11 protein-coding genes are annotated in these 11935 nt (G+C 70.4%); 5 read left to right on the top strand and 6 right to left on the bottom strand.

The annotated features are described in order from the left end of the window. Positions 1-1146: a DUF2336 domain-containing protein gene (locus IP78_RS05890; RefSeq protein ID WP_054110776.1), complete on the bottom strand. Its 1146-nt coding sequence runs from the start codon at positions 1144-1146 to the stop codon at positions 1-3. A 60-nt stretch (positions 1147-1206) separates the two neighbouring features. Further along, entirely contained in the window at positions 1207-2025 is an 819-nt protein-coding gene (locus IP78_RS05885) for a transglycosylase SLT domain-containing protein (protein ID WP_054110775.1), read from the bottom strand. A 231-nt stretch (positions 2026-2256) separates the two neighbouring features. On the opposite strand from IP78_RS05885, the gene IP78_RS05880 reads away from it, so the two are divergent. Next, the gene (locus tag IP78_RS05880) at positions 2257-2997 is read left to right on the top strand and encodes a TonB family protein (protein ID WP_054110774.1); all 741 of its coding nucleotides are present in this window, start codon (positions 2257-2259) and stop codon (positions 2995-2997) included. On the opposite strand, the gene IP78_RS05875 is transcribed toward IP78_RS05880, so the two are convergent. After that, a complete protein-coding gene (locus tag IP78_RS05875) occupies positions 2978-4000 on the bottom strand; it encodes an FAD-binding oxidoreductase (RefSeq protein ID WP_054110773.1) in 1023 nt (340 codons plus the stop codon). The two genes, IP78_RS05880 and IP78_RS05875, sit on opposite strands and share 20 nt — an antisense overlap. Positions 4001-4046: 46 nt before the next feature. Further along, positions 4047-5906 carry a phosphoenolpyruvate carboxykinase (GTP) gene (locus IP78_RS05870; protein WP_369814668.1) on the bottom strand — a complete coding sequence of 620 codons (1860 nt, stop codon included), beginning with the start codon at positions 5904-5906 and terminating at the stop codon, positions 4047-4049. A 209-nt stretch (positions 5907-6115) separates the two neighbouring features. Between IP78_RS05870 and IP78_RS05865 the strand changes: the two genes are divergently transcribed. The 4 genes from IP78_RS05865 to IP78_RS05850 are packed head-to-tail and all read left to right on the top strand — an operon-like array spanning position 6116 to position 9878. Next, a complete protein-coding gene (locus IP78_RS05865; protein ID WP_054110772.1) occupies positions 6116-6757 on the top strand; it encodes a DUF938 domain-containing protein in 642 nt (213 codons plus the stop codon). Positions 6758-6772: 15 nt separating this feature from the next. Next, the gene (locus tag IP78_RS05860; RefSeq protein ID WP_054110771.1) at positions 6773-7294 is read left to right on the top strand and encodes a heme-binding protein; all 522 of its coding nucleotides are present in this window, start codon (positions 6773-6775) and stop codon (positions 7292-7294) included. Positions 7295-7298: 4 nt separating this feature from the next. Beyond that, positions 7299-8066 carry a pseudouridine synthase gene (locus IP78_RS05855; protein ID WP_054110770.1) on the top strand — a complete coding sequence of 256 codons (768 nt, stop codon included), beginning with the start codon at positions 7299-7301 and terminating at the stop codon, positions 8064-8066. Between the two features lie 12 nt (positions 8067-8078). After that, positions 8079-9878, top strand: coding sequence for a M1 family aminopeptidase (locus IP78_RS05850; protein WP_156320305.1), 1800 nt, complete (start codon positions 8079-8081; stop codon positions 9876-9878). Positions 9879-9905: 27 nt separating this feature from the next. Here IP78_RS05850 and IP78_RS05845 read toward each other — a convergent pair whose 3' ends face one another. Next, entirely contained in the window at positions 9906-11537 is a 1632-nt protein-coding gene (locus IP78_RS05845) for a M56 family metallopeptidase (protein WP_054110768.1), read from the bottom strand. After that, positions 11534-11908, bottom strand: coding sequence for a BlaI/MecI/CopY family transcriptional regulator (locus tag IP78_RS05840; protein ID WP_054110767.1), 375 nt, complete (start codon positions 11906-11908; stop codon positions 11534-11536). Before IP78_RS05840 ends, IP78_RS05845 begins: the two co-directional genes overlap by 4 nt. Positions 11909-11935: the final 27 nt, after the last annotated feature.

Raw genomic sequence — 11935 nt, 5'->3', positions numbered from 1 at the left:
TCAGGCGGCGTTGGCGGCCTGGATTCGGACCGGGCCCTGGGGGGCCTGGTCCAGGCGTTCCATCAGATAGGCCACGTCGTCGCGCGGGGCGTTTGGCCGCTGGGTCAGGAACCGCTCCAGCATGCGCTCGCGGAAGGTTTCGCCCGACAGGTCCCCGCCCTCCGCCGTCAGCTGGCGCCAGGTATCGACGCCCGCGCGAAACGCCTGGAACAGGCGCGGCGGCAGGCCGGCGCGGTCATAAATCGCCTTCAGCCCGAGCGGCCCCGCGTCGTGCACCATCAGCCAGGCCCGGCTGTGCGGCGTCGAGGCCAGCTCCGCCACGCCATGCTCGAACAGCGCCATCTTGCCCCGCGCCAGCGCCCGCAGCAGCAGCGACGCCGTTAGGGCCTTCCTGGCGTTCAGCTGGGCCACGAAGGTCGCCAGATCGGCGCCCGCGGGCGCCTCGTCGATCAGGTCGACCGTCGCCCGCTCCCGCGCATAGGTCGCCAGCCGGATCGCCGTTTCCGGGGCCACCGCATGACGGCTGACCAGATGCTCGCGCACCGCCTCGGACGCCAGCGCCACCAGGCGCTCGGTGATCCCCAGCGGCAGAACCTGCCTATAGGCCAGAGCCGCCACGACTTCCGGCGCGCTGCCGAACCGGTCGATGGCCCGACCCATCGCGCGCTCGGACAGGTCGGCGTTGTCGTTCGAGGCCAGCGTCCTCACCGCCGCCTCCCCCGCTTCCGCCGCGATGACCTCGGCCACGTCACGCGGCACGCTGGGCCGGGCCGCGACAGCCGCCTGTCGCGCGATCGAGCCGGCGCGCACGATCTCGATCAGGTCCTCGTCCGAGAACACCGGCGACGATCCGATGATCGGCAGGGCGATGGAATCGACGTCCATCGCCAGTTTCCTGGCCACGTCGCGGGGCAGCAGATCCGAGCTCTTCAGCGTCACGGCCAGCGCCCGCCGCACCAGCTCGGCGGCATCCTCGGCCAGCAGACGCAGGATCTTCTGTGCGGCCTCGCGGTCCTCTGCGGTCAGGTCGACCCGCTCCATGCTGCGACACAGCTTGTGCGCGGCGGCGGCCCGGTCATCGTCGTCGGACGCCTTGATCAGGCGGCGAATGTCGAACTCGGTCAGGCGGGCGCGGACGGCGGTCATGGTGGGGCAAGTGTTCCCTGAGTCGTGCGGGATGGTGAGCCGCCAGGCTTAACGGCCGGTTTACCAACCCCCGCCGGACGAGGATTTCTCGGGCCCAAAGGCTCCGCCGAAGCCCACTCCGGAGGTGGACTTGAACTGGCCCTCCCCGTCCTGGCCGAGCAGGAGCGCCAGCAGGCTCTGATCCTGCTTCAGCCGGTCCATGCGGGCAGCCAGAGCCAACGCCTGATCGTCCAGAGGAGGGGCGGACGGCGCGGACGGCCCCGCCACAGGCGATGGGCCGCCCGCCGTGCTCTGCAGATTGGCGTGGACCTCGGCCACCGTCGCGGCGCGGCCGTCGCGATAGAAGATCGAGCGATTGGCCGCCGCGGCTTGGGGGAACATGGCGACGGCACTGGCGCCCGGCCGAGTGGCCATGGCCTCCATGATCTGGGCGGCCCCGGCCGGACCGAGGAAATGGGCGGCATACAGGTCGCCGGCACCCGGCTCCCTCCCCGTCCGGCCTCTCAGATAGGACGCGTTCTGGGCTGTCAGTTCGCCCGCCATCAGCGACGCCGCCTGGGGGTCGAAGCGCAGGTCCAGGACGACGTTCCTCGCCGAGCCCTCCACCCGCCAGCGGCCGTCCGCGCCCCGGTGGATCAGGTCGGCGTACTGGCCGTAGCCGTGCTTGGCGCCGTGCTGCTTGAGCGTCGCCAGCCAGGTCTGTTCGATGAACTGGAACAGACCGGAGGCCGAGGACGTCGGCGCCCGCGCATTGGGGTTGAAGGCGCTCTCGCGCCGGGCCGTCTTCATCAGGAAGTCGAAGTCAACGCCCGTCGACTGGGACGCACGACGAATCGCGGCCTCTACGCCTCCCGACGCTGGAATCGCCCTGACGGTCATGGCCGAGAGGCTGAAAGAACGTGGTTAAGCGGTCGTTAACGTCGGTTAACGGCCTTGCTCGGCCCCTGCCTTTAAGCAGCGAGCAACCGGGTCGGGAGCGGTGGCGCGCTACGGACCTCCGTCAGGAACCATCAGAAACCGTCATTACCCCCTGCCCCAATCCAGACACCGGCCGGGCGCGCCATCGCCGGCGGCGCTTCCCGAGCGCCGCTGCAACAGGGAGTGACGACCATGATGATCCAAGCCGCTGGCGGCCCCCGCCTGATCAACCCGTTGGATTACGGCGAGCGTCGCCGGCCTCTGCCTCGCGCCACCATCGTTGCTGTCGGTGTCGTGGTGATGGCCCACGTCGGCCTTGCGACGGCGCTCTACCATCAACGCTTCGAGTTGAAGCAGATGGAGACCGCCCCGGACCGCGTGATCGACGGGATTACCCTGCTGCCGCCGCCGCCGCCCCGACCGCCCGAGCCGACGGCGACGCCGCCCGCGCCGAACCCTCGCCTGAACGTAACGCCCCTGCCGACGACGCCGACCGAGACCCTGACGGCGGTCGTCAATGAGGCGGCCACCACGATCACCGGCCCGACAATCAATCTGGAAACGCTCATGCCGGCCGACACGGCGACCGGCTCGGCGACTGAGCCCGTCATCGAAACCCCGCGCGGGCCACCCGTGATCACCTCCCCGCGCTGGATCAGCCAGCCAAGCGGCGACCAACTGGCACGGGCCTATCCTGACCGGGCGCTGGATCGTGAGATCGAGGGCGTGGCCAGCCTGACCTGCACGGTCAACGCCAACGGCACGGTCTCGGCCTGCGCGGTGGTATCGGAGACGCCGGGCGGCAACGGCTTTGGCCGGGCGGCCCAAGGCCTCAGCCGCTACTTCCGCATGAGCCCCCAGACCGTCGACGGCCAGCCGGTCGACGGGGCGCGGGTGAGCATCGCCATCCGGTTCACGCTTCCGGAGGACTGAACCGGAGCGGGTCGAGGGCGGTGGCGTACGGATCGCGCGGTCGCCCTTCGACGCCGTCCGCCACGATGCGGGCGACCAGGGGCGCGAGCAGCCAGCCGTTCCGCCGGGGGGCGAGCGCCAGATGTAGGCCTGGCCCCGCCGGTCCGGCCAACGGCAGACCGTCCGGCGTCGCGCCCCGGACGGCGGCCCGCCAGTCGATCGGCGTGTCGATGGGCTGGCCAATCAGGGCCTCGGCCTGGGCGATCAGGCGGGCGGAGGCGTCCGGATCGACGACGGCGGGCGACTGGCCTTCGACCATGGTCGCCCCGATCAGGGCCCCGGCCCCCGCCGGCACGACATAGCCGCCGGGGCCACGCAGGACGCGGTCGGTCAGGGGCACGGCGACGAGCCCGATCTGACCGGCGATGGGATGGATATCGGACACGGCCCGGGCGGCTGGCCGAGGCAGGCCACGGATCGGTGCGCCGACACCGGTCGCGAGGATCATATGCTTCGCCCGGACCGCTTCAACGTCGGTGAAGACGGTCCAGCCCTCCTCGTCCGAAGACACGGCAGAGGCCATCGCCGCGACCCTGCGTCCGGCGAGGCGCTCCAACAGGCGCGCCATGGCGTCTAACGGATCGATCCGGATGTCGCTGGGCGCGGCCACGGCACCCGCGGGACGTTCCACGGCGAAGCCCAGTCCGATCAGGGCGTCGGCGACCCCTTCGGGATCGGGACCGCGCCATTCAGCCGGGGTAGGGTCCAGCGCCAGACTGTGCGCCTCGGCGAAGGCGGGCCACAGGGCGGCGGCGTCCTTGAGCAACGCCGCTCGGCCAGAAGCGGCCCCGTCCAGCAGGCTCTCGAGGGCCGGGGCGATCATGCCGGCGGCGACGGAAGATGAGTTGGCGCCACCGGGATCGATCAGGCGGACCTCATGCCCGCGCGCCGTCAGCTCAGCCGCGACGGCGAGGCCGAGCACGCCCGCGCCGAGGATGACGATGTCGGTGGAGAGGTCGGCCACGCGCGCTGCATCGGCGCGCGCGGCCGGGAATGCAAGTCGATAGGCGCTACTCCGCCGCCATCACCGCCGGTTCACCCCGCGCGGCCGCCAGACGCTCGCCCAGCGCCGTGTGCTGGGCCCATAGACGGGCCGGCAGACGGTCGCCGAACTGCATGTAGAACTCCGGGATCATCGCGGCCTCCTCGGCCCAGACCTCGGCGTCGACATCGAGCAAGGTCGACAGCTGGCCGTCCGTCAGCTCCAGACCCGCTAGGTCCAGCGCCTCCGCCGGCGGAACGCGACCGACCGGCGTGTCCAGGGCTTCCGCCTCCCCATCTATACGCTCGGCGATCCACTTCAGGACCCGCGCATTGTCGCCGAAGCCCGGCCAGACGAACTTGCCGGTCTCGTCCTTGCGGAACCAGTTGACGAAGAAGATGCGCGGCAGCTTGGCCGCGTCCGCCTTGTCGCCCAGGGCCAGCCAGTGGGCGAAGTAGTCGCCCATGTTGTAGCCGCAGAAGGGCAGCATGGCGAAGGGGTCGCGGCGCAGCTCGCCGACCTTGTTCTCGGCCGCCGCCGTGCCCTCGCTGGCCACGGTCGAGCCCATAAACACCCCGTGCTCCCAGTCGAAGGCCTCGGTCACCAGAGGCACGGCCGAGGCGCGGCGGCCGCCGAACAGGATGGCGTCGATGGGCACACCACGGGGATCCTCCCACTCGGGCGCGATCGTGGGGCACTGCCCGGCCGGCGCCGCGAAGCGGGCGTTCGGATGGGCGGCGGGTTCGCCCGACGCGGGGTCGTGCGGCTTGCCCTTCCAGGTCGTCAGGCCCTCGGGCGCGATCTTGGTCAGGCCTTCCCACCAGACGTCGCCTTCGGCCGTCAGGGCCGTGTTGGTGAAGACGGTGTTCTTCGCCAGGGTCTCCAGCGCGTTCTGATTGGTGTTGCGGCTCGTGCCCGGGGCCACGCCGAAGAAGCCGGCCTCCGGGTTCACCGCATACAGCCGCCCGTCGTCGCCAAAGCGCATCCAGGCGATGTCGTCCCCGACCGTCTCGGCCTTCCAGCCGGGCAGGCTGGGCTGGAGCATGGCCAGGTTGGTCTTGCCGCAGGCGCTGGGGAAGGCCGCGGCCATGTACTTTACCCGGCCCTTGGGGTCGGTCAGCTTCAGGATCAGCATGTGCTCGGCCAGCCAGCCCTCGTCGCGGGCCATGACCGAGGCGATCCGCAGGGCGTAGCACTTCTTGCCCAGCAGCGCGTTGCCGCCATAGCCCGAACCGTAGGACCAGATCTCGCGCGTCTCGGGGAAGTGGACGATCCACTTCTCCTCGTTGCAGGGCCAGGCCACGTCGGCCTGCCCCTCGGGCAGCGGCGCGCCGAGCGTATGGACGCAGGGCACGAACACGCCATCCTCGCCCAGCGCCTCCAGCGCGGCCGAGCCCATCCGCGTCATGATGCCCATCGACACAGCGACGTATCCGCTGTCGGTGATCTCGACGCCCAGCGCGCTGATCTTCGAGCCGATCGGCCCCATGGAGAAGGGCACGACATACATCGTCCGCCCGGCCATGCAGCCGTCGAACAGCCCGCCCAGCCGCTCGCGCATCTCGACCGGATCGGACCAGTTGTTGGTCGGCCCGGCGTCGGCCTGGTCCTCCGAGCAGATGAAGGTCCGGCTTTCGACGCGGGCCACATCCTTGGGATCCGACGCCGCATAGTAGCTGCCCGGCCGCTTCACCGGGTCCAGCGCCTTCAGCGTGCCCTTGTCGATCAGGTCGGCGACGATGGCGTCCTTCTCGGCCTCGGTGCCGTCGCACCAGTGCACGCGGGCGGGCTTCGTCAGCGCGGCGATCTGTTCGACCCAGGCGACCAGGCCGGCATGACGGGTCGGCGCCGGGTGAAGCCCCGGAATGGATTGGGTTTGCACTGGCAGGCTCCTGAAACGTCTCTGCCCGGCGATCTGACGCCGCCGTGGCGCTTTCCTGAATGTTACAGGCTTTCACGGCCTGTTTCAGCCGCAATGACACCCGTCCTGCCGCCGCGTCAACCGGCGCAAGATTCCGCCCCCTGAACTGTGGCGCCAGGGTCCCCACAGGCGGAAACCGGTCGCGCTTGCCTTCACGCGGCTGTATTCCTGCTTGTGTGCAGACCCTCGATTCCGTTCAGAACGCAGCGTCGGCCGGGGCCCTCGCCTCGCCCTCGGTGGCGCGAAACACCCAACCTATTCTTGATGTCCTCAAGGCCCACCTTCCGGCCGAGGGCCGCATCCTCGAGATCGCCTCAGGCTCGGGCGAGCACGCCGTCGCCTTCGCCCGGACACTCCCCCGCACAACCTGGACCCCCAGCGACCCGTCGGAGCAAGCCCGCGTCAGTATCAGGGCCTGGGCCGCCGAGGCCAATCTGCCGAACCTGAAGCCCCTGCTCGCGCTCGACGCTGCCGATCCGGACACCTGGCCGCCGCTGGACGTCCAGGTCATCGTCTGCATCAACATGATCCACATCAGCCCCTGGTCCGCGACCGAAGGCCTGATGACTGGTGCCGGCCGCGTCCTGCCCGACCCCGGAGGCCTGCTGGTCCTCTACGGCCCATTCCGCGAGGCCGACGTGCCGCTCGCCCCCTCCAACGCCGCCTTCGACGACAGCCTGAAGAGCCGCGATCCGGCCTGGGGCCTGCGTGACCGCGACGCCGTCGTGGCCGAGGCCCTGAAGCACGGCCTGCACCTGACCCGTCGGGTCGAGATGCCCGCTAACAACCTCATGCTGCTGTTCCGCAAGGTCGGCTGAACCCGGAGTCATCCAGTGCCCAACGCCCCCATCGCGGCCATCGGTCTCACCCTCGCGATGTCGCTCGCCGTCACGCCTTCCGTCATGGCCCAGACGGTGGCCTCCGTCGGGCCAGGCACTGCCGCGCCTGCACCGGCCTATGGCACGCCTATCGCCCTGGAGACGGCTCAGACCCTGATTGCCGCCGCGCTGGATCACGGTCGTGCGAACGGCTGGCGGGTCGCGGTCGCCATCGTCGAGCCGTCTGGGGAACTGGTCGCCTTCGCTCGGCTGGACGACACACACTACGGTTCGATCCTTGTCGCCCAGAGGAAGGCCATGACGGCCGCCCGCTATCGTCTGCCAACCGTGACGATGGAAGAACGCGTCCAGGGCGGACGTCTCGTCAGCCTGGGCAACGCGGACGCCTTTCCGATAGCGGGTGGCCGACCCATCGTCATCGACGGTCGAGTTGTCGGGGCCATCGGCGTGTCTGGTGTCACCTCAACACAGGACGATCAGGTCGCCTTGGCGGCTCTGGCGGCCCTTCAGGACTGACCGTTTGGCCCTGACCCGCGTCTACGACGGGCCCGAGCCGGTCCGCATCAACAAGTGGCTGGGCCAATCAGGCGTCTGCTCGCGCCGCGAAGCCGACGCCCTGATCGCCGAAGGGCTGGTCTCCATCGACGGCGAGGTCGTCACCGACGCGGGCCGCAAGATCCAGCCGGGCCAGACGCTGACCCTGGCAGACCGGGCCGAAGCGGCACTCGCCTCCGGCGTCACCATCGTGATGCACAAGCCGGTCGGCTACGTCTCCGGCCAGCCCGAACCCGGCAAGGTTCCCGCCGTGCGCCTGCTGACGGCCGAGAACCGCATCGGCGAGGGCGAGGTCCCCGCCGCCGATGCTTCCCTGCCGCCCATCGGCCGTCTGGACGAGGATTCGCGCGGCCTGCTGCTGCTGTCGTCGGACGGCGTCGTGGCCAAGGCGGTGATCGGGCCGGACTCGACGCTGGACAAGGAATATCTGGTGCGGGTCACCGGCGACGTGACCGAAAAGGCGCTGGCGCAGTTGCGGCACGGCATCATGCTCGATGGACGGGTGCTCAAACGGGCCAAGGTCACCCGCGTCGAGCCGCATCGACTGCGTTTCATCCTCACCGAAGGCCGCAACCGCCAGATCCGCCGCATGTGCGAGCGGGTTGGGCTGGAGGTCACCGACCTGCTCCGCATCCGTATCGGCCCGATCCGCCTGGACGGAGTGGCCGAAGGGCAGTGGCGGATGCTATCCCAAGCTGAGCGGGAGGCGTTGATCGCGCAGCCCAACACCTGAAGTGAGGTGATGATGCGAGCCCTCAGAACCTTGTTTCTGGCGATCCTTGTGGCCGGCGTCGGGCATCCGGCCCTGGCCCAGACCGCGGGCGCACCGACCGATCTGGCGACCTGGCTGGAAGCCGCCGCTTCGGAATCCGGCCCGGCTGGACCGCTGCAGGTCTCGCCCACGGCCGCCGCCATTGCCCGAGACAATGGTCTGACGTTCATCAGCGAACCGCCGCTGGTCCTGTCGCAGGACGCGGGAACCGGCTCGGCGCTGGTTCTCGCCAACGGCCGGGTGGAGGTCGGCAACAGCGGCGACGACACCTCGATCACTCACCTCGACCCCAGCATCTTTCGCGTGACCCGAACGGACACAGGCTGGACTTCGGAACCGGTTCCGATGGGGCGCAACCGCATCCACCGCCATGAGATGACCGTCGCTCTCGACCCGGCGCGCGGCCTGTCGGTCCAGGACACCATGACCGTCGAGGTCGTCGACGACGACGGCTTCGCCTTCGGCCTGAACCGTGCGGCGACCATCCGTGCGCTGCAGATCGATGGGACCGACACCGACTGGGTCTTCCGCAATGGCCTGCTCTGGGTCGATGCGCCGCCGGGTCGCCGGGGTGTCAGCGTGACCTATGACCTGGTCGTGGAACGCGATGCCGGAGCCAACTCCGGTGTCTTCCAGGACGACCACGGCCACCTCCGGAACCAGTACTGGTGGCACCCCAGCCTCGGACTGACCAATGCCGGGTCGCGCGCCGTCTTCGACGTGACGCTGACGAGCCCCGAGGCCGTCCACGTCGCTCTGGACTTCGACCAGACGAGCGCCGTCGCGGACGGCCGCAGAACGACCCGGATCATCAGCCCCACCCCGACCGGCGCGCTCAGCCTCGCCTACGACACCGCGTGGGTCCCCCGCCGCGTGACGGCGGGGGCCTTCACACTCGACGTCTTCGCCGCGCCGGATTTCGCGCCGAATGACGCCGAACTGGCGGAAGCTCTGTCAAACGCGACCTCGGCGCTGTCGGCCCGCTTCGGTGTCCCCCCGAGCCAGCGCATGGCGGTGGTCCAGAACCGGGGACGCGATCGCGACGCCTGGGCCTTCCTGTCCAATCCGGCCATCCATGCCGGGCCGAATGGCGCACCCTTCGTCAGCATCGCGGACTTCCCCTACCACGCCCCCTTCGCCCATGAGGTGGCCCATCTGTGGACCTCCGCGTCGGGCGACCTCCAGTACCTGCTGACCGAGGGCTGGGCGACCTATGCGGAAGGGGTCGTGCTGGAAGCGACCGAGGGGCCGGACGTCGCTGCGGCCTTCTGGGAACACCGAGCCCAGCTGTTGGCGCTGGAACCCGATGTGCTCGACACCCCGCTGGACCAGGACGCGATGAATACGCTCGTGTCCTATCACAAGGGAGCCTGGGTGTTCCGCATGCTGGAAACGGTGCTGGGGCAGGACGCCTTCGACGCGGGCATGCGACGCTTCGCGGAGACGGCTCTGGCCAGTCCGGCTTACGAAGACTTTCTGACCGCGTTCGGCGATCAGGCCGAGGTCGCCCGGCGCTTCCTGTCTCCCTGGATCAGCCAGTCCGGCGTTCCCTCGCTGGATATCGTCCGGGAGAATGGACGGCTGTTCCTCATCCAGACCGGCCCGACCTACTGGCTGCCCGGACTGGAGGTCGAACTGCGGGAGGGCGGCCGCAGCGAACGCGTCCGGATCGATGTCGAAGGCAGCCGGACGGAAGTTCCCACAGGATCCACGTCCAATCCCACCGTCCGTATCGACCCGGACAACCGCTTCCTCATCCTCGACCGCGACTGACCTTCGTCGTCGGTCCGGCTTCGCGCCTCACCCCGCGTCGGCGGCCTGGGCCGCGAGCTGGTCGGCTTGGCGATCCAGATCGTCGGCCTGGCGGATCAAGCGGGGGCCGAGATCGCGCAGCTCCTGGTCGGTGACGGTGTTGCCGCGCGCGCGGTTTCGCTCGATCTGCTCGGCGCGATAGGCGGGGTCGGCCAGACGGCGCCCTTCCTGACGCATGTTTTCGGCACCGCGACGCATCTCCTCGGCGCCCCGGGCCATTTCGACACGGGCATTCGCCATGGCCCGCTCGGCCTCGCGCATGGCGACGCGGGCGTGGGCGCGGGCCTGATCGCCGGCGGCGCGGGCGGTCTCGGCGGCGACGCGGACGGCGGCCATCGCCTCGCGCTGCTGCTCGGACAGGGCGCGTTGCTGGCCGGCCAACTCCCGGGCCCGGGCGGCCGCTTCGCGAGCACGGGCCGCGGCCTCGCGGGCGTCGTCGTTCCAGTCGTCCTGACCGCCGCGATAGATGTAGACGCCGCCGCGTTCAGCGATTCCGGCCGGGGGCGCGGGCGGAGCAGGAGGCGCAGGAGGCGCGGGAGGCGCTTCGGCATACGTCCGGGCGGGCGGAGCGGGCGGAGCCGGCGGAGCGAGCGGAGCTTCGGCGACCGGGGCGGGCGCGGACGGCGGCATCGGGGCCAGCGGCGCGAACGGCGTCTGCGGGATGCGCGCGCCGATCTCCAGGGCGGCGATCGGGGTGGCGACGGCCGCGAGGACCGCGATGGCGGTCAGGACGACGGCGGGGCGGCGGCGGGCGTTGGGGGTGTCGGTCATGATCTTGGCGATCCTTTGCTTGAGGGCGGGACCCGGCGCGGCCATGGCGGCGGCGGCGAGCGAAACAGGGGCGGCACGGGCGGCGAGGCCGACCAGGGCGCGGGCGTAGGTCTGGCGATCGACCTGATCGAGCGCGATGGCGTCAGCGGCCTCCTCGGACCGCTCGATCAGCTGACGGTGGACCATCCAGACCAGGGGGTTGAACCAGAACAGGGCCAGCGCCAGCCGCGACAGGACGAGGAAGATCCAGTCGCCACGCGTGATGTGGGCCATCTCGTGGGCGATGACGGCGGGCGCGGTCTGGGGTTCGCCCAGTGTCTTCGTGTCCAGCAGGACCACACCGGGCGGCAGGCCCCAGCTGAGCGGGCTCGTCGCCTGTTCACTGGCGCGGAGCATGGGACGACGACGCGGACGATGACGCAGCACGGCCTCGCGCCACGCAGCGACCTCGACCGGCCGCGCGGCGGCGGTCCAGCGCGACAGGGTCAGAACCCCCAGCGCGAACCGGGCAGCGACCAGAACGGCCCCGAGCGACCAGGCGACCGCGAGGAGCTCGGCCCACGACGGGGCGAAGACCGAGCCGGACACCGTCAGCCCCTCAGCGGGCCGAACCGATCCGCTCCACAGCGTCATCGGGGTGATGGCCACCGGCTCGACCGGCGGCAGCAGCGCCAGCCTCAGCTCCGGGCCAAAGGCGACCACGATCGGCAAGAGCAGGAGAAGCACGACCGTGGCCCGCAGGACATCGCTGCGATCCACCGGACGCCGGGCGATCAGGGCGGACAGGGCCAGACCCGTCACCGCGATCAGCGCCGACTTGACGAACAGGGCGATCAGCACGGCGCTCATTGCTCGGGCTCCTTCGCGGCCTCGATCAGGCGCTCCAGCGCCTCGATTTCGTCCGGCTTCAGCGGCCCGCTCATGCCCAGCAGGGCTGTCGCCGCAGACGCGGCCGATCCGGCGAAGAAGGTGTCGACCATCCGCTTCAGCGCGCCCGCCGCCACCGTCGAGGCGCGCGGCACCGGCCTATAGACGAAGCCGTCCGGCCCGCTCTCACGAGCGACCAGCCCCCGGTCCTCCAGCCGCTTCAGCAGGGTGCGGACGGCCGAGTCGCTGAGCGGATCGGACAGCGCCGCCCGCACCGAGGCCGCCGTCGCGCCGGGCTGGCCGCACAGTACCTCGAACACCTCGCGCTCGCGCCTTGGCAGCCCTTCGATCATCACGCTCTCCGCTACATATGTAGCGTT

Origin of the sequence: Brevundimonas sp. AAP58, assembly GCF_001295975.1 — a bacterium.
Taxonomy (GTDB): Bacteria; Pseudomonadota; Alphaproteobacteria; order Caulobacterales; family Caulobacteraceae; genus Brevundimonas.
Note: the sequence above shows the minus strand (reverse complement) of the source record. Positions and strands in the feature narration are given on the sequence as shown.